This window comes from Modestobacter caceresii, assembly GCF_000761485.1.
Taxonomy (GTDB): Bacteria; Actinomycetota; Actinomycetes; order Mycobacteriales; family Geodermatophilaceae; genus Modestobacter; species Modestobacter caceresii.
In genome coordinates, this window is the sequence record NZ_JPMX01000022.1 from 1 (window position 1) to 23,471 (window position 23,471).

Annotated in this window: 23 protein-coding genes; 18 read left to right on the plus strand and 5 right to left on the minus strand. The window is 74.9% G+C overall.

What is annotated here, in order from left to right; all coding sequences use genetic code 11:
- From dacB to IN07_RS06745, 10 genes are all read left to right on the plus strand, one after another.
- The coding region (dacB, locus tag IN07_RS06700) for a D-alanyl-D-alanine carboxypeptidase/D-alanyl-D-alanine endopeptidase (RefSeq protein ID WP_331437122.1) at positions 1-1,586 on the plus strand (1,586 nt) is incomplete at its 5' end.
- A gap of 38 nt (positions 1,587-1,624) precedes the next feature.
- Positions 1,625-2,719 (plus strand): zinc-dependent metalloprotease, encoded by a 1,095-nt coding sequence (locus IN07_RS06705; protein ID WP_197058383.1) that lies wholly within the window; start codon positions 1,625-1,627, stop codon positions 2,717-2,719.
- 14 nt (positions 2,720-2,733) lie between these two features.
- On the plus strand, positions 2,734-3,759 hold the full coding sequence (gene tilS, locus IN07_RS06710; RefSeq protein ID WP_036334577.1) for a tRNA lysidine(34) synthetase TilS: 1,026 nt from the start codon (positions 2,734-2,736) through the stop codon (positions 3,757-3,759).
- A gap of 5 nt (positions 3,760-3,764) precedes the next feature.
- On the plus strand, positions 3,765-4,355 hold the full coding sequence (gene hpt, locus IN07_RS06715) for a hypoxanthine phosphoribosyltransferase (RefSeq protein WP_331253759.1): 591 nt from the start codon (positions 3,765-3,767) through the stop codon (positions 4,353-4,355).
- A 181-nt stretch (positions 4,356-4,536) separates the two neighbouring features.
- Positions 4,537-6,537 (plus strand): ATP-dependent zinc metalloprotease FtsH, encoded by a 2,001-nt coding sequence (gene ftsH, locus IN07_RS06720; RefSeq protein ID WP_036334578.1) that lies wholly within the window; start codon positions 4,537-4,539, stop codon positions 6,535-6,537.
- Positions 6,534-7,232, plus strand: a complete 699-nt coding sequence (gene folE / locus IN07_RS06725; RefSeq protein WP_081975240.1) for a GTP cyclohydrolase I FolE — start codon at positions 6,534-6,536, stop codon at positions 7,230-7,232. Before ftsH ends, folE begins: the two co-directional genes overlap by 4 nt.
- Positions 7,229-8,086, plus strand: a complete 858-nt coding sequence (folP, locus tag IN07_RS06730; RefSeq protein ID WP_036334580.1) for a dihydropteroate synthase — start codon at positions 7,229-7,231, stop codon at positions 8,084-8,086. Before folE ends, folP begins: the two co-directional genes overlap by 4 nt.
- Positions 8,079-8,441 (plus strand): dihydroneopterin aldolase, encoded by a 363-nt coding sequence (gene folB, locus IN07_RS06735; protein ID WP_036334581.1) that lies wholly within the window; start codon positions 8,079-8,081, stop codon positions 8,439-8,441. The genes folP and folB overlap by 8 nt, the downstream gene beginning before the upstream one ends.
- The gene (folK, locus tag IN07_RS06740; protein ID WP_036334582.1) at positions 8,438-8,941 is read left to right on the plus strand and encodes a 2-amino-4-hydroxy-6-hydroxymethyldihydropteridine diphosphokinase; all 504 of its coding nucleotides are present in this window, start codon (positions 8,438-8,440) and stop codon (positions 8,939-8,941) included. The genes folB and folK overlap by 4 nt, the downstream gene beginning before the upstream one ends.
- Complete coding sequence (locus IN07_RS06745) at positions 8,938-9,441, plus strand: DUF3180 domain-containing protein (protein ID WP_036334584.1); 504 nt, start codon at positions 8,938-8,940, stop codon at positions 9,439-9,441. Before folK ends, IN07_RS06745 begins: the two co-directional genes overlap by 4 nt.
- Before the next feature lie 48 nt (positions 9,442-9,489).
- Here IN07_RS06745 and IN07_RS25675 read toward each other — a convergent pair whose 3' ends face one another.
- From IN07_RS25675 to IN07_RS06765, 4 genes are all read right to left on the minus strand, one after another.
- Positions 9,490-10,449 (minus strand): glycine betaine ABC transporter substrate-binding protein, encoded by a 960-nt coding sequence (locus IN07_RS25675; RefSeq protein WP_052090968.1) that lies wholly within the window; start codon positions 10,447-10,449, stop codon positions 9,490-9,492.
- Between the two features lie 86 nt (positions 10,450-10,535).
- Positions 10,536-11,378 (minus strand): ABC transporter permease, encoded by an 843-nt coding sequence (locus IN07_RS06755; protein WP_081975247.1) that lies wholly within the window; start codon positions 11,376-11,378, stop codon positions 10,536-10,538.
- Positions 11,375-12,067, minus strand: a complete 693-nt coding sequence (locus IN07_RS06760) for an ABC transporter permease (RefSeq protein ID WP_081975241.1) — start codon at positions 12,065-12,067, stop codon at positions 11,375-11,377. The genes IN07_RS06755 and IN07_RS06760 overlap by 4 nt, the downstream gene beginning before the upstream one ends.
- The gene (locus IN07_RS06765) at positions 12,064-13,200 is read right to left on the minus strand and encodes an ABC transporter ATP-binding protein (RefSeq protein WP_036334586.1); all 1,137 of its coding nucleotides are present in this window, start codon (positions 13,198-13,200) and stop codon (positions 12,064-12,066) included. Before IN07_RS06765 ends, IN07_RS06760 begins: the two co-directional genes overlap by 4 nt.
- 414 nt (positions 13,201-13,614) lie before the next feature.
- Here IN07_RS06765 and IN07_RS06770 point away from each other — a divergent pair, with 414 nt between their 5' ends.
- On the plus strand, positions 13,615-15,069 hold the full coding sequence (locus tag IN07_RS06770) for a DUF6779 domain-containing protein (protein ID WP_036334587.1): 1,455 nt from the start codon (positions 13,615-13,617) through the stop codon (positions 15,067-15,069).
- Here the strand turns inward: IN07_RS06770 and IN07_RS06775 are convergent.
- On the minus strand, positions 15,066-15,818 hold the full coding sequence (locus tag IN07_RS06775) for an SDR family oxidoreductase (protein ID WP_036334588.1): 753 nt from the start codon (positions 15,816-15,818) through the stop codon (positions 15,066-15,068). The two genes, IN07_RS06770 and IN07_RS06775, sit on opposite strands and share 4 nt — an antisense overlap.
- 303 nt (positions 15,819-16,121) lie before the next feature.
- Between IN07_RS06775 and IN07_RS06780 the strand changes: the two genes are divergently transcribed.
- The 7 genes from IN07_RS06780 to lysS all read left to right on the plus strand — a co-directional run bounded on the left by IN07_RS06780 (position 16,122) and on the right by lysS (position 23,405).
- A complete protein-coding gene (locus IN07_RS06780; RefSeq protein WP_052090970.1) occupies positions 16,122-17,078 on the plus strand; it encodes a Rossmann-like and DUF2520 domain-containing protein in 957 nt (318 codons plus the stop codon).
- Complete coding sequence (gene panC / locus IN07_RS06785; RefSeq protein WP_036334590.1) at positions 17,075-17,929, plus strand: pantoate--beta-alanine ligase; 855 nt, start codon at positions 17,075-17,077, stop codon at positions 17,927-17,929. The genes IN07_RS06780 and panC overlap by 4 nt, the downstream gene beginning before the upstream one ends.
- Positions 17,930-17,940: 11 nt before the next feature.
- A complete protein-coding gene (gene panD / locus IN07_RS06790) occupies positions 17,941-18,354 on the plus strand; it encodes an aspartate 1-decarboxylase (RefSeq protein WP_269429949.1) in 414 nt (137 codons plus the stop codon).
- Between the two features lie 14 nt (positions 18,355-18,368).
- Positions 18,369-20,036, plus strand: coding sequence for an L-aspartate oxidase (locus IN07_RS06795; protein WP_036334594.1), 1,668 nt, complete (start codon positions 18,369-18,371; stop codon positions 20,034-20,036).
- Positions 20,037-20,126: 90 nt separating this feature from the next.
- Positions 20,127-21,062 carry a carboxylating nicotinate-nucleotide diphosphorylase gene (nadC, locus tag IN07_RS06800; RefSeq protein WP_036334634.1) on the plus strand — a complete coding sequence of 312 codons (936 nt, stop codon included), beginning with the start codon at positions 20,127-20,129 and terminating at the stop codon, positions 21,060-21,062.
- 1 nt (position 21,063) lies between these two features.
- Positions 21,064-21,888: a type III pantothenate kinase gene (locus IN07_RS06805; RefSeq protein WP_036334596.1), complete on the plus strand. Its 825-nt coding sequence runs from the start codon at positions 21,064-21,066 to the stop codon at positions 21,886-21,888.
- An 11-nt stretch (positions 21,889-21,899) separates the two neighbouring features.
- Positions 21,900-23,405: a lysine--tRNA ligase gene (gene lysS, locus IN07_RS06810; RefSeq protein WP_036334598.1), complete on the plus strand. Its 1,506-nt coding sequence runs from the start codon at positions 21,900-21,902 to the stop codon at positions 23,403-23,405.
- The last annotated feature ends 66 nt before the right edge of the window (positions 23,406-23,471 follow it).

A 23,471-nucleotide genomic window follows, 5' to 3' on the forward strand; every position in this document is an offset into this window, starting at 1 on the left:
GCGCTGCGGCGGAGCGCAGGGCCGCGGCCGACCGCGCTGAGGCCGACCGTGCCGCCGGGGAGCGGGCCGAGCGCGACGAGCGGGAACGGGCGCAGGCCGCGCGCGCGGCAGGTCGCCGCGACGTCCCCGAGCGCACTGCCGCTGCTCCCGCAGCCGTGGGCGCCACCGCTGTCACCTCGGGTCGGCGGCGGGCAGAGCCCGGTCGCGGGGGCGGCCGGCTGGTGAAGGTCCTGGCCGCCGCGGTCCTCGCCGTCGTGCTGGTCGCGGCGGGTGTGGTGCTCGCCCTCGACCTGACCGGAGGTGGCGACTCCACCGTGGCCGAGGACGCCGAGCAGGTGCCGGACGCCGTCCTGCCCGAGCTCACCGACCCGAGCCCGGTGCTCGCCCCGCTGTCCGCGGAGGCCCCGGTGCCCGACCCGACAGCGCTCGCGGCCGTGCTGACCCCACTGCTCGCGGACCCGGTGTTCGGCAGCGACCTCTCCGCCCAGGTGGTCGACGTGGCCACCGGTCAGGTGCTCTTCGACCGCGACGCGACCGACCCCAGCACCCCGGCCTCCACCGCCAAGCTCCTCACCGCCCTCGCCGCGGTCACCACCCTGGAGCCCACCGACACCCTGTCGACGACCGTGGTCGCCGGCAGCGCCCCCGGCGAGGTCGTCCTGGTCGGCGGCGGTGACCCGACCCTGTCGACGACCGCCCCGTCGGTCGACTACCCGGGCGCGGCGACCGTCGCCGACCTGGCCGCCCAGGTCCAGCAGGCGCTCGGCGGCCAGCCGGTCACCAGCGTCGTCGTCGACAACTCGTTGTTCAGCGGCCCGCTCACCGCCCAGGGCTGGGGCCCGGACGACGCGCCGTCGACCTACGCCGCCCCGGTGACCGCCACCGCCGTCGACGGCGCCCGGCAGGTCCCCGGCAACACCCCCCGCAGCGGGTCCCCGGGCACCGACGCCGGAGCGGCCCTGGCCGCGGCTCTGGGCGCCCCGGGTGCCGCGGTCAGCCTCGGTGCGGCGCCGGCTGGCGCCCGCACGCTGGGCAGCGTCGAGTCCGCGCCCGTCGCTCGGCTGGTCGAGCAGGCGCTCACCACCTCGGACAACCTGCTGACCGAGTCGCTGGCCCGGCACGTCGCCATCGCCCGGGGACTGCCGGCGACCTTCGACGGCGCCGGGCAGGCGATCGCCGCGGCGCTGGCCGAGGTCGGGTTGGACACGACCGGGCTCGCCCTCTCCGACGCCAGCGGCCTCTCCCGCGACGACCGGGTGCCCGCCGGGCTGCTGGTCGACGTCGTCCAGGCCGCCGCCGACGGCAGCATCCCCGACGCCGACCTGCTGCTCTCCGGTCTGCCGGTCGCCGGGTACGACGGCACCCTGACCGACCGCGCTGCGGCCGGCCCGGGCAGCCCGGGGTCGGTGCGGGCCAAGACCGGCACGCTGCTGGGCGTCAACGACCTGGCCGGCACGGTGCAGACCGCTGACGGTCGGCTGCTCGCGTTCGCGGTGCTCGCCGACGGGGCCACCGGGAGCATCGCGGCCACCGAGACCGCACTGGACGCCGTGGCGGCCGCGCTGGCCGGCTGCGGCTGCCGCTGACGGCGGCCGGGCGAGGTGCCCCCGCGTAAGGTGAGGCGATGAGCCGCTCCTCGTCACTGGTCGACTGGGACCTCGCCGGCCGCACCGCCCGTCGCCTGACCGGCGCCGGCCCGGAGACCACCCGGGAGGAGGCGGCGGCCGTCGTCGCGGAGCTGCACAGCGCTGCCGCGATCGCCGTCGCGCACGTCGAGGAGCTGACCGGTCTGCGCCCAGTCCCCGGCGGCCCGGTGCCCACCGTGGCGGTCGTCGACCGGCCGGGCTGGATCGACTCGAACACCACGGGCATGGCGGCCTTGCTGGACCCGCTGGCCGACGGGCTGCAGGCGGCGTCGGGCACGACGCCGGGGCCGCTGGCCACCGCGATCGGCTCCCGGGCGACCGGCGTGCAGGCCGGTGGCGTGCTGGCCTTCCTGTGCACCCGCGTGCTGGGCCAGTACGAGGTCTTCGGCAGCGGCGGCCGGCTGTTGCTGGTGGCGCCCAACATCGTCGAGACCGAACGCCGGCTCGGCGTCGACCCCAGCGACTTCCGGCTGTGGGTCTGCCTGCACGAGGTCACCCACCAGTTGCAGTTCACCGCCGTCCCCTGGTTGCGCGGCTACCTCGAGGAGCAGATCGCCGCCTTCGCCGAGGCGACCGACCTCACCCCCGACGTGCTGCGCGAGCGGCTCAGCGACGTGCTGCGCAGCCTCACCGACGTCGTCCGCGGCACCGGTGCCGACGACGACGCCCCGCAGGGGCTGATGGCGCTGATCCGGGACCCCGAGCAGCGCGCCGTGCTCGACCGGGTCACCGCGGTGATGAGCCTGGTGGAGGGGCACGCCGAGTTCGTGATGGACGGCGTCGGCCCCGACGTCGTCCCGTCCGTGCGCACGCTGCGCAAGCGCTTCGCCCAGCGCCGCAAGGGCCGCGGCCCCATCGATCGGGTGCTGCGCCGGCTGCTCGGCCTGGAGCAGAAGATGCAGCAGTACGCCGACGGCCGGGTCTTCGTCGCCGGGGTGGTCGAGCTGGCCGGCATGGACGGGTTCAACCAGGTCTGGGCCGGGCCGGAGAACCTGCCGTACAAGGAGGAGCTGACCGAGCCCGCCCGCTGGGTGCAGCGGGTGCTGGAGTCGCGGCCGGCCTTCCCGGCCTGATCCGGGTCCCCCAGATGGCCGGACCCGACCCCGCCGTCGCGGCGCTGCGCACTGCGGTGCGCCCGGGCCTCGCCGCCGGCACGGGGCCGGTGCTGGCCGCCTGCAGTGGGGGAGCGGACTCCCTGGCCCTGGCCGCCGCGCTGGCCTTCGAGGCGCCGCGCGCGGGCCGGCCGGTCGGCGGGGTCACCGTCGACCACGGACTGCAGCCCGGCTCGGCCGAGCAGGCCGAGCGCACCGCCGGCCTGCTCCGTTCCGTCGGGCTCTCCCCGGTGCTGGTGCTCACGGTCGACGTCGGCGACGCGGGCGGGCCGGAGGGGGCAGCCCGGGCGGCCCGGGCAGCGGCGCTGGCCGGGGCGGCGGCGGAGCACGGGGCGACGATCGCCCTGGGCCACACGCTGGACGACCAGGCCGAGACCGTCCTGCTGGGGCTGGCCCGCGGTTCCGGCCCCCGCTCGGTCGCCGGCATGGTCGAGCACCGCCCGCCGTTCTGGCGCCCGTTGCTCGGCGTCCGGCGGGAGACGACCCGGGCCGCCTGCACGGCCCAGCAGCTGCCGGTGTGGGACGACCCGTGGAACAGCGACCCCGCCTACACCCGCGTCCGGCTGCGCACCGAGGTGCTGCCGCTGCTGGAGGAGGTGCTCGGCGGCGGGGTGGCGGCGGCCCTCGGCCGGACCGCGGCGATGACCCGGGAGGACCTGGACACCCTCGACGCGCTCGCCGACACCGAGCTCGCGGCGCTGATCGGGCCGGACGGCGACCTGCCCGCTGCCCCGCTGGCCGGCCTGCCTCCGGCGCTGCGGCGCCGGGTGCTGCGCGCCTGGCTCCGCCGGGCGGGGGTGCCCGACCTGCAGGGCGTGCACCTGTCGGCGGTGGACGCTCTCCTCGCCCGGTGGAGGGGACAGGGACGGGCGGACCTCCCCGGCGGTGCGGGGGTGCGGCGTGCGTCTGGCAGGCTGACCGTGCAGCTCGGCGCTCCTCCCGGTCGCGGGACCGGTCCGCGCCCCGCTGCACCTGATGCCGTCCCCCCAGAGGAGCCCTGACCGTCGTGAGCGAGCCCGCCATCCCCGCAGCCGGCCCGTTGGGCCCGGACCACGGCTACGGCCCGGACATCGACCACGTGCTGCTCTCCGAGGAGCAGATCCAGGGGAAGATCGCGGAGCTCGCCGCGCAGATCGCCCACGACTACGCCGGTCGCGAGGTGCTGCTGGTCGGCGTCCTCAAGGGCGCGGTGCTGTTCATGTCCGACTTCGCCCGGGCGCTGCAGCTGCCGACCCAGATGGAGTTCATGGCGGTCTCCTCCTACGGCAGCGCCACCAGCTCCTCCGGCGTGGTGCGGATCCTGAAGGACCTGGACCGCGACATCGCCGACAAGCACGTGCTGGTGCTCGAGGACATCATCGACTCCGGGCTCACGCTGTCCTGGCTGCTGAAGAACCTGGGCAGCCGGCGGCCGGCGTCCCTGGAGGTGTGCACGCTGCTGCGCAAGCCGGACGCGGTGAAGGTCGACGTCCCGGTGCGCTACATCGGCTTCGACATCCCCAACGAGTTCGTCGTCGGCTACGGGCTCGACTACGCCGAGCGGTACCGCGACCTGCCCTACATCGCCACGCTCAAGCCCGAGGTCTACTCCTCCTGACGGGGTACAACCGCGAGGCCAGCCCCTCCTTGCCCAGCAGGGACACAGGTCCTGCGGTGTACCTTCGGCACCAACGACGTCGCCCCGCGCGGGGCGTCCCCCAGGGTCGCGAGCGGCGTCCAGCGACGATCAGGAGGGTCGACGGGCAGGTCGGGCTCACCCCGGCGCCCGGCCACGGTGTATGGAACGCAAGAAGATCTTCCGGAGCGTCTGGTTCTGGATCGCCATCGTCGTCCTGCTGGCCTTCGTCGGCTCCAGCTTCTTCCGTGGTGACCCCGAGTACCAGGAGGTCTCGACCTCCACGGCGCTCGCCCAGTTCGCCGAGGGCAACGTCGACTCCGCCACCATCAACGACCGCGAGCAGACGGTCGACCTCGACCTGATCGACCCGGTCGAGGGCAGTGACCAGGTCACCGCCTTCTACCCGGTCGGCGCCGAGGAGGACGTCTTCGACCTGGTCAGCGGCCTGGGTGAGGGCGAGGGCGTCGACTTCGACACCAACGTCTCCCAGGACAACCTGCTGGTCAGCATCCTGGTCAGCTTCCTGCCCTTCGTGCTCCTCCTGCTGCTGCTCTTCTGGCTGTTCAGCTCCATGCAGGGCGGCGGCCGGGGCGTGATGGCCTTCGGCAAGTCCAAGGCCAAGATCGTCAGCAAGGACAGCCCGAAGACGACGTTCAGCGACGTCGCCGGCGCCGACGAGGCGATCCAGGAGCTCCACGAGATCAAGGACTTCCTGCAGAACCCGGTCAAGTACCAGGCGATCGGCGCGAAGATCCCCAAGGGCGTGCTGCTGTTCGGCCCGCCCGGCACCGGCAAGACGCTGCTGGCCCGCGCCGTCGCCGGTGAGGCCGGCGTGCCGTTCTACTCGATCTCCGGGTCGGACTTCGTGGAGATGTTCGTCGGCGTCGGCGCCAGCCGGGTCCGCGACCTGTTCACCCAGGCCAAGGAGAACGCCCCGGCGATCATCTTCATCGACGAGATCGACGCCGTCGGCCGGCAGCGCGGCGCCGGCATGGGCGGCGGGCACGACGAGCGCGAGCAGACGCTGAACCAGATGCTCGTCGAGATGGACGGCTTCGACGTCAAGGGCGGGGTCATCATGATCGCCGCCACCAACCGGCCGGACGTCCTGGACCCCGCGCTGCTGCGCCCCGGCCGGTTCGACCGGCAGATCCCGGTCGACCGCCCCGACCTGCAGGGCCGGACGGCGGTGCTCAAGGTGCACGCCACCGGGAAGCCGCTGGCCGACGACGTCGACCTGGAGACCGTGGCCCGGCGGACGCCCGGCTTCACCGGGGCCGACCTGGCCAACGTGCTCAACGAGGCCGCCCTGCTCACCGCCCGCCAGGACGGCACGATCATCACCGACGCCACCCTCGAGGAGGCGATCGACCGCGTGCTCGCCGGTCCGGAGCGCAAGACCCGGGCGATGAGCGAGAAGGAGAAGAAGGTCACCGCGTACCACGAGGGCGGCCACGCCCTGGTGGCGCACGCACTGCCGAACACCGACCCGGTGCACAAGGTGACGATCCTGCCGCGCGGCCGCTCGCTGGGCCACACCCTCGTGCTGCCCACCGAGGACCGGTACACCCAGACCCGCTCGGAGATGATCGACACGCTGGCCTACGCGCTGGGCGGCCGGGCGGCCGAGGAGCTGGTCTTCCACGAGCCCACCACCGGCGCCGGCAACGACATCGAGAAGGCCACCTCGCTGGCCAAGTCGATGGTCACCCAGTACGGGATGAGCGCGAAGCTCGGCGCGGTCAAGTACGGCAGCACCGACTCCGAGCCGTTCCTGGGCCGGGACATGGGCTCGCGGCCGGACTACTCCGACGCCGTCGCCGCCGACATCGACGGCGAGGTGCGCGCGCTGATCGAGGCCGCGCACGACGAGGCGTGGGAGATCCTGGTCGAGTACCGCGACGTCCTGGACCGCCTGGTGCTGGAGCTGCTCGAGCGGGAGACCCTGTCCCGCGAGGACATGGACCGGATCTGTGCCGGGGTGGTCAAGCGCCCGTCGATGGCGCCCTACAACGGCTTCGGCAAGCGCACCCCCTCGGAGCGTCCGCCGGTGCTGACCCCGGCCGAGGTCGCCGCGGCCAACGGGGCGGTGCACGGCTCGGCCAACGGCGCTACGCAGGCGCCGGTCGGCGACGTCGGCGCACCGGCCCAGGGCCGGTGAGCAACGCACTCGGGGGAGCGTCACTCGGGGGAGCCGCGGACGGTCGGGGCGACGCCCGTCGGGGGCCGGTCGACGGCCTCGGTCAGGACCCGGGGACCGGCGACCCGGTGGCCGACCTGGCCGAGGGGCGGGTCGACGCAGCCCGGATCGAGACCGCCGTCCGGGAGATCCTGCTGGCGATCGGGGAGGACCCGGATCGGCCCGGCCTGGTCGACACCCCGGCGCGGGTCGCCCGGGCGTACGGGGAGACCTTCGCCGGCCTGAGCCAGGACCCCTACGACGTCCTGGCGACGACGTTCGACGAGGACCACGACGAGCTGGTCCTGGTCAAGGACATCCCGATGTACTCGACCTGCGAGCACCACCTGGTGCCCTTCCACGGTCGGGCGCACGTCGGGTACATCCCCGGCGCCGACGGGCGGGTCACCGGGCTGTCTAAGCTGGCCCGCCTGGTGGAGGTCTACGCCCGGCGGCCGCAGGTGCAGGAGCGGATGACCCGGCAGGTCGCCGACTCGCTGTTCGAGGTGCTCAAGCCCCAGGGCGTCATCGTCGTGGTCGAGGCCGAGCACCTGTGCATGGCGATGCGGGGCGTCCGCAAGCCCGGCGCCACCACGATCACCTCGGCGGTGCGCGGCATCTTCCGGGAGAGCCCGGCCACCCGCAGCGAGGCGATGAGCCTCATCCTGGGCAGGTGAGCAGCTCCCTGCCGCGGCCGGGGCGGTGCCTGGTCATGGGCGTCCTCAACGTCACGCCGGACTCCTTCTCCGACGGCGGCTGCTACGCCGACGCGGGCGCCGCCATCACCCACGGGCTGGAGATGCACGCCGCCGGGGCGGACTACGTCGACGTCGGCGGTGAGTCGACGCGGCCGGGCGCGGACCGGGTGGACGCGGCCGAGGAGTGCCGGCGGGGGGTGCCGGTGGTCCGGGAGCTGGCCGACGCCGGCGTGCGGGTCAGCGTGGACACCACTCGCGCGGAGGTCGCCGCCGCGGCCCTGGAGGCCGGGGCGGTGCTGGTCAACGACGTCAGCGGGGGCCTGGCCGACGAGGGCATGGCCCGGCTGGTGGCCGAGACCGGGGTGCCCTGGGTGCTGATGCACTGGCGCGGGCACAGCCGGGAGATGTACGCGGCCGCGCGCTACGGCGACGTGGTCACCGAGGTCGGCGCGGAACTGACCGCCCGGGTCGAGGACGTCGTGGCCGCCGGCGTCGACCCCGCCCAGCTGGTGCTCGACCCGGGGCTGGGGTTCGCCAAGAACGCCGAGCACAACTGGGCGCTGCTGGCCGGGCTGGACCGGCTGGTCGCCCTCGGGCTCCCGGTGCTGGTCGGCGCCTCGCGCAAGACCTTCCTGGGCCGACTGCTGGCCGGGCCCGGCGGGGAGCTGCGGCCGGTCGAGGGCCGGGAGGCGGCGACCCTGGCGATCTCGGTGCTGGCCGCGCAGGCCGGCGCCTGGGGTGTGCGGGTGCACGACCCGGTGCAGTCGCTGGACGCGATCGCCACCCTGGCCGCCGTGCGCGCGGCCGCCGGCGCAGGAGGAGCACGTGGCTGACCGGATCACCGTGCACGGCCTCACCGGGCACGGCTTCCACGGCGTGTACCCCCCCGAGCGCGAGCACGGCCAGACCTTCCGGGTCGACGCGGTCCTCGAGCTGGACACCGCCCCGGCCGCGGCGGACGACGACCTGACCAAGACCGTCCACTACGGCGAGCTGGCCCAGCAGCTGCACGCCGTGCTCGTCGGCGAGCCGGTCGACCTGCTGGAGACGCTGGCCCAGCGGCTGGCCGACCTGTGCCTTGCCTACCCGGTGGTCGACGCGGTGGAGATCACCGTGCACAAGCCCGAGGTCGACCTGGGCGTGCCGGCCGACGACGTGACCGTGGCGATCCGCCGCACCCGCTCATGAGCCGGGCGGTCCTCTCCCTCGGCGGGAACCTCGGCGACCGGGCCGGCACGCTGCGACGCGCGCTGGTGGCGCTCAAGGAGCACGGCCTGGTGGCCCGGTCGACGCTGTACGAGACGCCGCCGTGGGGGCCGGTCGAGCAGCCGCCGTACCTCAACGCGGTCGCCGTCGTCCGGGGTGAGCGGGACGCCGCCGGCTGGCTCGCCCTGGCGCAGGAGCTCGAGCAGGCCGCCGGGCGCACGCGGGAGGTCCGCTGGGGCGCCCGGACGCTGGACGTCGACGTCGTCACGGTCACCGCCGACGACGGGACGCCGGTGGTCTCCGCCGACCCGGTGCTGACCCTGCCGCACCCGCGGGCCGCGGAGCGGGCCTTCGTGCTCGTCCCCTGGCTGGCGCTGGACCCCACGGCGGCCCTGCCCGGGCACGGCCGGGTCGCCGACCTGGTGGCGGCGCTCCCGGCCGACGAGGTGGCCGCGGTCGTCCGCTGGGAGCAGCTGGCATGACCTCGGTCCGTCGCCGGGACCTGCTGGCCCTCGCGGCCGGGCTGGCGCTGGCCAGCTGGCTGCTGGTCCGGGCCGGCTACGGCTCGCTGCCGGAGCTGCAGTGGTGGCTGCCGGTGCCGCTCGGCGTGCTGGCCGTCGCCGAGCTGCTCGGCGCCCGGGCGCTGGCGGCCCGGCTGTCCGCGCAGCGCGACCGCCGTCCGTCGCCGGGGCGGACCCCGGGTGCCACCCGGCCGGTCGAGCCGATGCTGGTGGCCCGGGTGGCGGTGCTCGCCCAGGCCAGCGCCTACGTCGGCGCGGTGCTCACCGGCTGCTGGGCGGGGCTGCTGCTGCACACGGTGCCGCTGCTGGGCCGGCTGTCCGCGGCCACCGCCGACACCGTCACCGGGGTCCTCGGCGTCGTGTTCGCCGCCGGGCTCACCGCTGCGGCGCTGTGGCTGGAGCACGTCTGCAAGATCCCGCCCGGCGAGGACGACGACGCGGCACCCACCGCCCGGGCCTGAGGCGGTCCGGCCGGGCAGGGAGGACCGGCCCGGCCGGACCGCCGTGGGTCAGGGCTGCTCGGCCAGGTCGGCGATCGAGGTGAGGCCGTACTCCTCCGCGGTCTCCCGGGTCACGACGATGGCGTCCTTGTCCTCCGCCTCCGACTGCTCGAGCACGGTCAGGTTCTCGGGCAGGGCCTCGGGGAGCGCGGCGTAGACGTCCTCGGAGCTCACCGCGGTCGCCTCCTCGTCGAAGTACTCCAGCAGCACGCCGGTGTACTCCGGGATCAGGTCGATCGACCCGTCCTGCAGGCCGGGCATGTAGACCTCCCGGCTGCCGATGTTGAGCTGGGTCTGGACCGTCGCGCCCTGGGCCTGCAGCGCCTGCGCGTAGATGTTGGCCAGGGTGATGTTCTCCGGGAAGTTGGCCGACCCGATGGTGAGGTCCGCCCCGGCGGCCTGCGTGCCCGTCGCGTCCAGACCCTGCTCGGCCAGCCACTGCCCGGCGACCGCGGCCGGGTCCTGCCGGTCGATGATCACCTGCTCGTTGAGCGAGATGAGGTCCTCGGTGGTGAGCTCCGCGGACACCGCGTTCAGCACGGCCCCGACGCCGTCGGTGGCCTCCTCGGTGCTGATCAGCGGGACCACGTTCTGCGCGGCGAACAGGTTCTCCGGGTCCTCCAGGACCACCCAGTCGTTGGCCGCGATGTTCGGGTCGGTGGTGAAGACGTCGGCTGCGTCGATCTGGCCGTTGGCCAGCGCGTTGATGGTGAGGGGGCCGCCGGCGTCCAGGCTGCGGAACTCACCGAAGGAGACGCCGTAGACCTCCTCCAGGCCGGGGACGCCGTCGGGTCGGGTCTGGAACTCCGGCGGCCCGCCGAGGACCAGCTCGGCGGCGATGGTGTCGCCGCCCCCGGCGGGGGTGCTCTCGCCCCCTCCGGCACTGCTGCTGCCGGACTCTCCGCACGCGGTCAGTGCCGTGAGCAGGGCGGTCCCGCCGGTCAGCGCCGTGGCGATCCTGCGGTTCATGTGGTCTCTCCTGGGGTCGGTCGCGGCGCGGCGCGCCGGGTCACTGGGTGCCGGGTGGCGGGTGCCACCCGTGGAAGGGGACCGGGTCACCCCGAGGGGTGTTCGCCGGAGGGGGTCAGGGCAGCCGCCGGTGTGGTCGCCTGCCCGGGGCGCGGCCCACCGTCGGGCCCGCCGCGCGGTGGCTCGGGCCGCACCACGGTCACCGCCGCGCTGCGGCTGTCCCGGGTCGACCGGCGGGAGAACCGGCCGGAGACGCCGCGTGAGACGGTCGCGCGCTGCAGCAGCGAGAGCGCCAGGTCGACCAGCAGGGCCAGCGCGGCGACCAGGACCGCGCCGCCGGCCATCTGGCCGAAGTCCCGGCTGGCCAGCCCGTCGTACACGTAGCGGCCCAGGCCGCCGAGCCCGACGTAGGCCGCGATCGTCGCGGTGGCGATGACCTGCAGTGCGGCGCTCCGCAGGCCGGAGAACACCAACGGGAGCGCGTTGGGCAGCTCCACGCGGAACAGCACCTGCCGGCCGGTCATGCCCATGCCGCGGGCCGCATCGCGGGCGTCCGGTGACACGTTGCGCACCCCGGCGTAGGTGTTGGCCAGGATCGCCGGCAGGGCCAGCAGGACCAGGGCGATCTCCGTGGGCACCAGGTAGACGGCGTCCCCGCGGCCGCTGATCAACGGCGACACCATCACGTACAGGAGGATCAGCAGGCCGACCGTCGGCAGCGCCCGCAGCCCGTTGGCCACCGAGACCAGCCAGGACGCCCGGCCGGTGTGGCCGAGGACGAGCCCCAGCGGGAAGGCGATCACCCCGGCGATCGACAGGGCGATCGCGGTGTACGCCAGGTGCGCGGAGGCCTGCTCGACGATGCCGGGCGTGACCCGGGTACCGGTCCAGTTCTGCGGGTCGTTGAGCCACAGGAGCACGTCGTTCATCGGGCCGCCGAGACCCGCTGCCACGGGGTGATGAGCCGGGCACCGAGGACGATCGACCGGTCGAGCAGCAGCGCCAGCGCCACGGACAGGACGATGCCCAGCACGATCGGCGGGTAGTAGGGGCCGGTCACCGACAGCTGGAACCCGGTGATGAACAGCTGGCCGAGCTGGGGGATCCCGATGGTCGCCGCGATGGCGACCAGGCTGACGTTGGCCACCATGGCCACCCGCAGGCCCGCGGCGATGACCGGGACGGCCAGCGGGAGCTCCACGGTCCGCAGCCGCTGCAGCCGGGTGAAGCCCATCGCGGTGGCCGCCTGCACGGCGTCCTCGGGGACGGCGGCCAGGCCGTCGGCGACCACCCGCACCAGCAGCGCGACGGTGTAGAGCGTCAATGCGGCGACCACGTTGAGCGGGTCGAGGATCTGCGTGCCCAGCAGGGTCGGCATGACGACGAACAACGCCAGCGACGGGATCGTGTAGAGGAGGCCGGACACCGAGACGACCGGTGGGTAGGCCCACCGGTACCGGCGGGCCAGCCAGCCGATCGGGAGGGCCACCAGCAGGCCGATGACCACGGGCAGGACCGACAGCCAGGTGTGCGCCCACAGCAGGTCCAGCACCTCGGCCCGGTGGTCGGCGAAGTAGCCGAACAGGTCCCAGGGCGCCGAGCCGGCGGCCGAGCTCATGGCCTGACCTGGGCGGAGGGGTCCGCGGTGGCGGCGTGCAGGTGTTCCAGCACGGTGCCGGCCCGGACCGAGCCGATGAGCCGCCCGTCCTCGTCCACCACCACACCGCGACCGCTGGGCGAGGAGAGCGCGGCGTCCAGTGCTTCGCGCAGGGTGCCGCCGAGCGCGGAGAGGGTGCCGCCCAGGTTCAGCAGGTCCGGGGTGACGGGATCGCCCGGCGCGGGCCCGGGCCCGCCGTCGGGATGGGCCCGGAGGTGCAGCCAGCCCTGGGGGAGCTGCCCGTCGTCCACCACGAGCACCCAGTCGTCGACGGCGACGTCGTGCGCCCGGGCCACCGGTGCGCCGAGCGCCACGGTGGGCTCGGTCGCCACGGCCACCTCGGCGGAGATGAAGCCCAGCGCTCGGTAACCGCGGTCACGACCCACGAACTCGGCCACGAAGGGATCCGCGGGAGTGGCCAGCAGGTCGGCGGGGGCGGCCACCTGGGCCAGTCTCCCGCCCACGGCCAGGACGGCGACCCGGTCGCCGAGCGTGATCGCCTCGTCGATGTCGTGGGTGACGAACAGGATCGTCTTGCCCAGCTCGCCCTGCAGCCTCAGGAACTCCTGCTGCAGCTGGTCGCGGACGACCGGGTCGACGGCGCTGAACGGCTCGTCCATCAGCATGACCGGCGGGTCGGCGGCCAACGCCCGGGCCACGCCCACCCGCTGCTGCTGACCGCCGGAGAGCTGGGCGGGATAGCGGTCGGCGAAGGAGGCCGGCAGTCCGACCAGCTCCATCAGCTCGATCGCCCGGCGGCGCGCCTGCCGACGGCCGGTCCCGGTGAGCAGCGGGACGGTGGCCACGTTGTCCACGACGGTGCGGTGGGGGAAGAGCCCGGCGTGCTGGATGACGTACCCGATGCCCCGGCGCAGGTCGGTGGCGGACACGGAGGTGACGTCGCGGTCGTCGATCGTGATCGTGCCGGAGGTCGGCTCGACCATCCGGTTGACCATCCGCAGGCTGGTCGTCTTGCCGCAGCCGGACGGCCCGACGAGCACGGTGATCTGGCCCGAGGGGGCGGTGAGGCTGAGTTCGTCGACCGCGACGGTCCCGTCGGGGTACGCCTTGGACACCGCGTCGAAACGGATCATCGGGGTCCTCCCTGCGGCTGGTGTGCACTGGGCCGGAGTCGACGGTCGTGGGTGGGCGGTGCGCTGCTCTCGGTGTCCGCTGGCGTCACGGAGGTGGGTGTGGCCACCGGCTCTCCTCGATCGACTGGCGGTTGCGGCACGTTCGACCGGTGCTGCCCCCACGGGGGCCACAGCGCGGGCACCATCGAAACACATCGCGTCGTGCACGATCATTCCCTCGGCGCGACGTGCGCGTCTCGGGTCAGTGGCCCCGACCCGGGGCTGTGCGGAGAGACACTTGGCGCGTACACAGCGGAGTTGACCGGTGCCGGCGGCGGCCGCCCGTACGCTGCGGACATGGGAGGTCGCCGCGACGACGGAGTCCCCGCCGCGCATCCCCTCCCGCCCGCGCCACCCCGGAGGGTCACGGTTCCGGTGGCACCGTCGGCCGGGCTACCAGCGCAGCGGGTCTGGCTGGGGGCCGCGCTCGTGCTGGCCGTGCCGGCCACGGCCGCGGTCTTCCTGACCGAGGACCCACTGCACCTGCGCGTGGCGCTGCTCGCCGTCTGCTGGGCCTTCGTGATCGCCGCCTTCCTCGCCGGCAGTCGGCGCGCCGACCAGGTGGCCGCAGCCGCCCGGGAGGCCGAGCTCCGGCACGCCTACGACGTGGAGCTGGCGCGGGAGGTCGCCGCCCGGCACGAGCACGAGGCCGAGCTGGAGAACCGCCTCCGGCGCGAGGCCGAGCAGGCCACGCATGACCAGCTCGGTCGACTGCGCACCGAGCTCACCGCCCTGACCGAGCTGCGCGGTGAGCTGACCGCCCTGAGCGAGCTGCGCGCCGAGCTGGCCGGGCTGGGCGAGCTGCGCAGCGACCTCGGCCGGATGCGCAGCGAGCTGACCGAGCAGCTGTCCGGCGAGCTGCTGATCGAGCGCATGGTGATGCGGGCGCAGTCCGTCCGGGGTGCGGCGCAGCCCGCCGACGTCGGCCGCACGGTGGCGGGCGCGCCGCCGGTGTGGGAGTCCTCCGGGTGGATGTCGTCCCCGGCCGGGCGGGACCCCCGCAGCGAGGCCGGCCGGGCCCTCCCGACGGCCGCCGCCGAACCCCGCGACGAGCCCGCGTCGGAGTCCAGCACGGCACGCCCGCCGGTCGCCGAGGCCGCTCCGTCCGCGCCGGCCGGGGAGCAGCCCTCCCGGGACCGGCCGCCCTCGCCGCTGGAGTGGCTGGTCGAGGAGGCCGTGCTGGAGAGGGCGGTGCTCGAGGACGCGGTGCCTGAGCCGTGGGTCGAGCCGAGCCCGAGGTCGCCGCTGGCGTGGCTGGAGGACGAGGCGCTGCTCGGCGCAGCCGGCCGGGCTCCCGCTGAACTGCCGGTGGTGCCGATGCCCTCCCGGCCGCCGCTGCCCGAGCCGGCGCTCCGCGTGTCCGACGTCGTGGCCGCGATGGCGGAGCCGGTGGAGCCGCCGCGGCGTCGTCACCGCCGGACCGCAGAGCCCGACGAGGAGGCTGTCGCCCCCTCGACCGGCCGCCGGCGCAGCCACGCCGCCCCGGAGGAGCACCTGGCCACGAGCGCCGGCTGGTCGGGCGGGGCAGCCGCGGCCGTGACCCCCGTACCGGGCACGCCGGCCGCGGACCTCCCGCCGTGGGCGTCGTGGGAGCCGCCGGCCGAGCCGGCCCCGACGGACGACGCGCTGCCCGGGAGCTGGTCGGACGCCCCGACCGCGGACCCGGTGCCCCCGGCGGCGCCCCCGGCGCAGGGGCACGCCCGGCTGGAGCAGATCCTGGCCGGGAGCGGGGTCCCCGCACCCAGTGGCGGCCGGTCCCGGCGGCGCCGCTACCGCGACGAGGGCGAGGACGCCGGCGACGACGTCCTCGCCCGGGTGCTCGGCCGCTAGATCGGGCCGCGGGACAGTGCGCCGCCGTCGAGCACCAGCGTCTGACCGGTGACCCAGCCGGCCTGGTCGCTGAGCAGGTAGGCGGCCGCCTCACCGATGTCCTCGGGCACGCCGAGCCGGCCGACCGGGTACTGGCCACCCAGCTCGTCCTCGCGGCCGGTGAACAACGCCTCGGCGAACCGGGTCTTCACCACGGCCGGGGCGACGGCGTTGACCCGCACCTTCGGGCCCATCTCCACGGCCAGCTGCGTGGTCAGGTTGATCAGCGCGGCCTTGCTGACGCCGTAGGCGGCGATCCCCTCGCTGGACTTCAGCCCGGCGACCGACGCCACGATCAGCACCGAGCCGCCGTGCTCGGACATCCACGCCTTCCAGGCCTCCTGGACCAGGCCGAGGCTGGCGACGACGTTGGTGTCCAGGATCTTGCGGAAGGCGTCCAGCGGGGCGTCCATCAGCGGGCCGAACACCGGGTTGATGCCGACGTTGCCGACCAGCACGTCCAGGCTGCCGAACGTGTCGATCGCGGTGCGGACGGCCTCGGCGCGGTGCTCCGGGTCGCCGACGTTCCCCGCCACGGCGACCGCCTTCTCCGGGCCGCCGAGCGCCTCCACCGCCTCGGCGAGCGCGTCGGGCTTGCGCGCGGTGACCACCACCCGGGCGCCTCGCTCCACCAGGCTCTGTGCGATCGCCAGGCCGATGCCCCGGCTCGCGCCCGTCACCAGGGCAGTGCGTCCTTCGAAGCTGCTCACCGTGCTCCTCCTGCTCACCAGTGCCGGCTCCGCTGCCGGCCGACCCACCCAATCACGGGCAGATCCGGCCCCGGAGGTCGCCCGGGTGAGTCAGGACACACCTCGCCGGCGTTGCCCGGGAGGCTGTGGATGACAGACTCGTTGCTGGCGGTACTCCTGCGTGACACGTCCTCCGGGGTGGTTGCAGCAGACGGCCCGCCGCGATCCACCGCTCCACGCGCCACCCACACGGCCCACGACGACGTGGGACGACGCGACCTGAGTCCGGTACCCGCGAGGGACTGGAACGAGAGGTGCACCGGGATGTCCGTCCGTCCCCGCGCGAACCCCGCGCGCCCTGCTGTCCTGCCTGCGGGTCTGCCCGCCGCGACCGAGGCGCCCGCCCGCCTCCGGGTCGGGATCGTCGGCGCCGGCCGGGTCGGCGCCGTGCTCGGCGCCGCGCTCTCCACCGCCGGCCACGAGGTGGTCGCCGCCTCCGGGGTGTCCGCCGCCTCCGCCGAACGCGCGGCCCGCCTGCTGCCCGGCGTCCCGCTGCTGCCCGCCGACGAGGTCGTCGCCGCCAGTGACCTGGTGGTGCTCGCGGTCCCCGACGACACCCTCGCCGGCCTGGTCGCCGGCCTCGCAGAGACCGGCGCCTGGCGGCGCGGCCAGCTGCTCTTCCACACCTCCGGCGCGCACGGCCTGGCCGTGCTGCTCCCGGCCGAGCGTTGTGGCGTCCTGACCCTGGCGCTGCACCCGGCGATGACCTTCTCCGGCGCCCCCGAGGACGCCGCCCGGCTGGCGGCCGCGCCGTTCGGGGTGACCAGCCGCTCCGAGCACCGCCCGGTCGCCGAGACCCTGGTGCTGGAGATGGGCGGCGAGCCCTTCTGGATCGACGAGGCCGACCGCGGGCTCTACCACGCGGCGCTGGTCACCGGCGCGAACCACCTGGTCACGCTGGTCGCCGAGGCCGCCGACCTGCTCCGGGCCGCCGGTGTCCACGAGCCGGCCCGGGTGCTCACGCCGCTGCTGACCGCCGCGCTGGACAACGGGCTGCGCCGCGGCGACCGCGGGCTCACCGGCCCGGTCAGCCGCGGCGACGTCGGCACGGTGGCCGCGCACCTGGACACGCTGGCCGAGCGCGCGCCGGCGGCGGTCGACGCCTACGTGGCGCTGGCCCGGCGCACCACCGAACGCGCGCTGGCCGCCGGCCGGCTCCGGCGGCACGAGGGCGCGCCGCTGCTGGAGCTGCTCGACTCGGCCCAGGAGGCGGCGCGATGAGCACGTCCCTCCGGTCGCCGGTGGTCGCCGAGACCACCGCCGAGCTGCGCCGGCTGCGCGCCGAGCTGCCCGGGCCGGTCGTGCTGGTGCCCACGATGGGCGCCCTGCACGAGGGGCACCGCACGCTGGTCCGCGCCGCCCGTGAGCTCGGCGGCAGCGTCGTCGTCTCGGTGTTCGTCAACCCGACCCAGTTCGGCCCCGGTGAGGACTTCGACCGCTACCCCCGCACCTGGGACGCCGACCTGGCCGCGCTCGCCGAGGAGGGCGCCGACCTGGTGTTCCACCCGCCGGTCGACGAGGTGTACCCACCCGGCGCGCTGGGGGTCACCGTGCAGGCCGGGCCGCTGGGGGAGGTGCTGGAGGGCGCCGTCCGCCCCGGGCACTTCGCCGGCGTGCTGACCGTGGTCGCGAAGCTCTTCGGCCTGGTCCGCCCGGACGTCGCCGTCTTCGGCGAGAAGGACTACCAGCAGCTGACGCTGATCCGGGCGATGGCCCGTGAACTGGCGCTGGGGGTGCAGGTGGTCGGCGTCCCGACGGTCCGCGAGGACGACGGCATGGCGCTGTCCTCCCGCAACCGCTACCTGTCCCCGGAACAGCGCCGGGCCGCTGCGGCGTTGTCCGCAGCACTGCGTGCCGGCGCCCAGGCGGGGCCGCAGGGCACCGACGCGGTCCTGGCCACGGCCCGCGCGGTCCTCGCCGAGGCGCCCGACCTGCTCCAGGACTACCTGGAACTGACCGATCCAGACCTCGGACCGGCACCCGCCGCCGGCCCCGCCCGGCTGCTGGTCGCCGCTCGCGCCGGCAGCACCCGACTCATCGACAACACCGCTGTGGAACTGGGGAACCGCTGATGATGCGCACCATGCTGAAGAGCAAGATCCACCGGGCCACGGTGACCCAGGCCGACCTGCACTACGTCGGGTCGGTCACCGTCGACGAGGACCTGATGGACGCCGCCGACCTGCTGGCCGGTGAGCAGGTGGCGATCGTGGACGTCACCAACGGCGCCCGGCTGGAGACCTACGTCATCCCCGGCGAGCGCGGCACCGGCGTGCTGGGCATCAACGGTGCCGCGGCGCACCTGGTGCACCCCGGCGACCTGGTGATCCTGATCAGCTACGGCCTGATGGACGAGTCCGAGGCCAAGTCCTACCTGCCCGCGGTCGTGCACGTCGACGCCGACAACCGCGTCGTCGAGCTGGGCGCCGACCCCTCGGCCCCGGTCCCGGGGGCGACGGACCAGCAGCGCAGCCCGCTCGGCGTCCCGGTCCGGTGACCCGAGCCGCAGAAATGGCCATTTCTGCGGACGTCGGCCCGGGGCTGCCGCGGCGGCTGCGTGCCCCCGCCCCGGGGTGGGAGCTGACCGCCGACGTCTGCGTGGTCGGGTCCGGAGTCGCCGGGCTCTGCGTGGCGCTGCACGCCCGCGCCGCCGGGCTGTCGGTCGCCGTCGTCACCAAGGTCGAGGTGGACGACGGCTCGACCCGCTGGGCGCAGGGCGGGATCGCCGCCGTCCTCGACCCGGCCGACACCCCGGCCGCGCACGCCCGGGACACCGAGGTGGCCGGGGTGGGGCTCTGCGACCCGGACGCCGTCCGGGCGCTGGTCACCGAGGGGCCAGAGCGGCTGCACCAGCTGATCAGCTGGGGGGCCGCGTTCGACCGGGGCCCGACCGGCCGGCTGCTGCTGACCCGGGAGGGCGGCCACTCCACCGACCGGATCGTGCACGCCGGCGGCGACGCCACCGGGGCGGAGGTCCAGCGGGCGCTGCGCGACGCGGTGGCCGCCGACCCCGGGGTGACGCTCGTCGAGCACGCGATGGTGCTGGACCTGCTGCGGGACGCCGACGGTCGCGCCGCCGGCGTCACCCTGCACGTGCTCGGCGAGGGCAGCGCGGACGGCGTGGGCGCGGTGCGGGCACGGGCCGTGGTGCTCGCCACCGGCGGGATGGGCCAGGTGTACGCCGCCACCACCAACCCGGGCGTCTCCACCGGCGACGGCGTGGCCCTGGGCCTGCGGGCCGGGGCGGTCGCGACCGACCTGGAGTTCGTCCAGTTCCACCCCACCGCCCTCTACCTGGGCCCGGACGCCCGGGGACAGCAGCCGCTGGTCTCCGAGGCGCTGCGGGGCGAGGGCGCGGTGCTGCGCGACGGCGCCGGGGAGCGGTTCATGCCCGGCGTGCACCCGCTCGCCGAGCTGGCCCCCCGCGACGTGGTGGCCAAGGCGATCACCCGGGTGCAGCTGCGCGACGGCGTCGACCACGTCTGGCTCGACGCCGTCGGCCTCCCCGGGCTCGCCGAGCGCTTCCCGACCATCGTGGCCCGCTGCCGGGAGGCCGGCATCGACCCGGTGACCGACCTGGTGCCGGTCACCCCGGCCGCGCACTACGCCTCCGGTGGGCTGGCCACCGACCTGTCCGGGCGGACCACCGTGCCCGGCCTCTACGCCTGCGGCGAGGTCGCCTGCACCGGGGTCCACGGGGCCAACCGGCTGGCGTCGAACTCCCTGCTGGAGGGGCTGGTCTTCGCCGCGCGGATCGGCGACGCGCTGGCCCGCGAGCTGCCGGTGCCCGCTGCTGCGGGACCGGTGGACCCGCGGCCGGCCGGGCTGGTCGACGTCGCCGCCCGCGGGCCGCTGACCACGGCGATGTCGGCGCGGGTCGGCGCGGTGCGCAGCGGCCCGGGGCTGGCCGAGGCCGCCGGGCAGCTGGCGGCGCTGGGGGAGTGGACCACCGCCGTCCCCGGGGTGCCCGGCTGGGAGACCACCGACCTGCTCACCGTCGCCACCGCGATCACCGCCGCGGCCACCGCGCGCGAGGAGACCCGCGGCTGCCACTGGCGGGAGGACCACCCCGAGGCGGTCGAGGACTGGCAGGTGCACGTGGACGTGCGACTGGACGACGACGGGCGGGTCCGGCTCACCCGCCGCCCGGTGGGCACGCCCGTGGCGGTGGACTGGTGAGCGAGCATCGCAGCGAGCGCCAGCGAGCGAGGAGCGGAACGAGCCACCCGAGCGGAGCGAGGCGATGACGTGGTGAGCGAGCATGGCGCGGTGACCACCCCGGCTGCCCGCGCCCTGCCCGCCGACCCCACCGACCTGACCGCCACCGGTCTGAGCGCCGCCTGGGTCGCCGAGCTCGTCGAGCGCACCCTGACCGAGGACCTGACCGGCGGTGCCCCGCTGCCCAGCGCCCCCGACGTCGCCGTCGGCTACGACGTGACCAGTGCCGCGACCGTCCCCGGCACCCAGTTCGGGACGGCGGACCTCGTCGCCCGGGCCGACGGCGTGGTCGCCGGGCTGCCGCTGGCGGCCCGCGTGTTCACCCGGCTGGCGCCCGGGGCGACGCTCACCGCCGGTGCGGCCGACGGTGACCGGGTGCGCCGCGGCGACGTGCTGCTCACCGTGCGCGGCCCGGTGCGGGCGCTGCTGGCCGCCGAGCGCAGCGCGCTGAACATCGCCAGCCGGGCCAGCGGCATCGCCACCGCCACCCGCACCTGGGTCGACGCCGTCGCCGGCACCGGCGCGGTCGTGCTGGACACCCGCAAGACCACCCCGGGGCTGCGGCCGCTGGAGAAGTACGCGGTGCGCTGCGGCGGCGGGTCGAACAAGCGGATGGGCCTCTACGACGTGGCGATGGTGAAGGACAACCACGTCGCCGCGGCCGGGTCGGTGGCCGCCGCCGTCACGCTGGTCCGGGAGCGTGCGCCCCGGATCACCGTGCAGGTCGAGTGCGACACCCTGGAACAGGTCGGCGAGGCGTTGGACGCCGGCGCCGACTTCCTGCTGCTGGACAACATGACCCCCGACCAGCTGCGGCAGGCGGTGGCGCTGGTGGGCGATCTGGACGTCGACCTGGAGGCCACCGGCGGGCTCACCCTCGACGTCGCGCGGGAGGTGGCCGACACGGGCATCGACTACCTCTCCGTCGGCGCGCTGACCCACTCCTCGCCGATCCTCGACCTCGCCCTCGACCTGCGGGCCGGCTGACGTGCTGCTCACCGTCGACGTCGGCAACAGTCAGACGGTGCTGGCCACCTTCGACGGCGCCCGGCGGCTCGACTGCTGGCGGGTGACGACGCAGCCGCGGGCCACCGCCGACGAACTGCACATGCTGTGGCGCGGGCTGCTGCGCGACACCGTGGTCACCGGGGTCGCGGTCTGCTCCACCGTGCCCGCGCAGCTGCCGGCACTGCGGCAGCTGCTGGACCGGCTCGCCGTCCCGGTCACGCTGATCGGGCCGGGCGTGCGCACCGGGGTGCCGCTGCACGTGGACAACCCGCGCGAGGTGGGGGCTGATCGGGTGGTCACCGCACTCGCCGCCCACGAGCTGTACGGCCGCCGTCCCGACGGCACGGGCCGGCCGGTCGTGGTCGTCGACTTCGGCACCTCCACCACCGTCGACGCCGTGGGCCCGGAGGGGCAGTTCCTCGGCGGCGCGCTCGCCCCCGGCGTCGAGGTGAGCCTGGACGCGCTGGCCTCCCGCGCCGCACAGCTGCGCTCGGTGGAGCTCACCGTCCCGACCCAGGCGATCGGGAAGAACACCGTCGCCGCCCTGCAGTCCGGGATGGTCCTCGGCTTCGCCGGGCTGGTCGACGGACTGGTCGCCCGGATCGCCGCCGAACTGGTCGCACAGTTCGGTGCCGCCCCGGTGGTGGTGGCGACCGGGGGACTGCACCGGCTGCTCGTCGACAGCTGCCGATCCATCGGGGAGCGTGAGCCCGATCTCACCGTGCACGGCCTGCGGCTGGCCTTCGAACGGCACCAGTCGTCCAGCGGGGCCAGCGGTGGCGGGACGTCGTCCGGCCGCCCGTAGGCTCTGTGCCCGTGAGTGAGGAACCCCCCGGCCCGCCCGAGGACGAACTGCCCGAGCAGCTGCGGGTCCGGCGGGCCAAGCTCGACCGGCTGCGCGAGGCCGGCGTGGATCCCTACCCGGTCACCGTCGCCCGCACCACCACCCTCGCGGAGGTGCGCGCTGCGCACCCCGACCTGGAGCCGGACACGATGACCGGCGAGCAGGTCGGCGTCACCGGGCGGGTCATCTTCTCCCGCAACACCGGCAAGCTGTGCTTCGCGACGCTGCGCGAGGGCGACACCGAGCTGCAGGTCATGCTCTCCCGTGACCGGGTCGGTGAGGAGCCCCTCGCCGCGTGGAAGGCCGACGTCGACCTCGGTGACCACGTGCTGGTCACCGGCGAGGTCGGGACGTCGCGGCGCGGGGAGCTGTCGGTCTTCGCCGACTCCTGGCAGCTGGCCGCCAAGGCGCTGCGCCCGCTGCCGGTGGCGCACAAGCCGATGAGCGAGGAGCTGCGCGTCCGCCGCCGCTACGTGGACCTGATCGTCCGCGACGAGGCGCGTCGCACGGTGCACCAGCGGTCCACCGTGATGAGCACGTTGCGCTCCGGTCTGACGACCCGTCGGTTCCTCGAGGTCGAGACGCCGATGCTGCAGACCGTGCACGGCGGCGCCGCCGCCCGGCCGTTCCGCACGCACATGAACGCCTTCGACCTGGACCTCTACCTGCGCATCGCCCCCGAGTTGTTCCTCAAGCGCTGCATCGTCGGCGGGCTGGACCGGGTCTTCGAGATCAACCGCAACTTCCGGAACGAGGGCGCTGACTCCTCGCACTCCCCGGAGTTCGCGATGCTCGAGGCCTACGCCGCGTACTGGGATTACCAGGAAATGGCCCGGATGACCCAGGAACTGGTGCAGGAGTGCAGCACGGCGCTCTTCGGCGACCACGTCGCCCGGCACCACGACGGCACCGAACTCGACCTCTCGGGTGAGTGGCCGCAACTGTCGCTCTACACCGCGGTCTCCGATGCGGTCGGTGAGGAGATCACCCCGGAGACGCCGGTGCAGCAGTTGCGCGCCATCGCCGAACGGCACGACATCGGCGTCGACCCTGCCTGGCTGCCCGGGAAGGTGGTCGAGGAGGTCTTCGAGGCGCTCGTCCAGGACCGGCTGCAGTCGCCGACGTTCGTCATCGACTACCCGCTGGACACCTCACCGCTCACCCGCGCCCACCGGTCCGAGCCGGGCAAGGCGGAGAAGTGGGACCTCTACATCGGCGGGATCGAACAGGGCACCGCCTACTCGGAACTGGTGGACCCGGTCGTCCAGCGGGAGCGGTTCACCGCCCAGGCACTGTTGGCCGCCGCCGGGGACCCGGAGGCGATGGCGCTGGACGAGGACTTCCTCGAGGCGCTGGAGTACGGGATGCCGCCCACCGGCGGTCTCGGTTTCGGCATGGACCGGCTGATGATGACGCTCACCGGATTGGGGATCAGGGAGACGATCCTGTTCCCTTTGGTGCGCCCACTCCATCAATGACTCACCTGTCCGGGGCATTTACCAGGAGAATGCCCCGGAATTGGCATGAATGCCACTGTTCGTGGT

Coding starts and splice junctions, on each gene's coding strand:
- IN07_RS06705 (WP_197058383.1), top strand. CDS start 1,625: ATGAGCCGCTCCTCGTCACTGGTCGACTGGGACCTCGCCGGCCGCACC.
- tilS (WP_036334577.1), top strand. CDS start 2,734: ATGGCCGGACCCGACCCCGCCGTCGCGGCGCTGCGCACTGCGGTGCGC.
- ftsH (WP_036334578.1), top strand. CDS start 4,537: ATGGAACGCAAGAAGATCTTCCGGAGCGTCTGGTTCTGGATCGCCATC.
- folK (WP_036334582.1), top strand. CDS start 8,438: ATGAGCCGGGCGGTCCTCTCCCTCGGCGGGAACCTCGGCGACCGGGCC.
- IN07_RS06745 (WP_036334584.1), top strand. CDS start 8,938: ATGACCTCGGTCCGTCGCCGGGACCTGCTGGCCCTCGCGGCCGGGCTG.
- IN07_RS25675 (WP_052090968.1), bottom strand. CDS start 10,449: ATGAACCGCAGGATCGCCACGGCGCTGACCGGCGGGACCGCCCTGCTC.
- IN07_RS06755 (WP_081975247.1), bottom strand. CDS start 11,378: ATGAACGACGTGCTCCTGTGGCTCAACGACCCGCAGAACTGGACCGGT.
- IN07_RS06760 (WP_081975241.1), bottom strand. CDS start 12,067: ATGAGCTCGGCCGCCGGCTCGGCGCCCTGGGACCTGTTCGGCTACTTC.
- IN07_RS06765 (WP_036334586.1), bottom strand. CDS start 13,200: ATGATCCGTTTCGACGCGGTGTCCAAGGCGTACCCCGACGGGACCGTC.
- IN07_RS06780 (WP_052090970.1), top strand. CDS start 16,122: ATGTCCGTCCGTCCCCGCGCGAACCCCGCGCGCCCTGCTGTCCTGCCT.
- panC (WP_036334590.1), top strand. CDS start 17,075: ATGAGCACGTCCCTCCGGTCGCCGGTGGTCGCCGAGACCACCGCCGAG.
- panD (WP_269429949.1), top strand. CDS start 17,941: ATGCTGAAGAGCAAGATCCACCGGGCCACGGTGACCCAGGCCGACCTG.
- IN07_RS06795 (WP_036334594.1), top strand. CDS start 18,369: ATGGCCATTTCTGCGGACGTCGGCCCGGGGCTGCCGCGGCGGCTGCGT.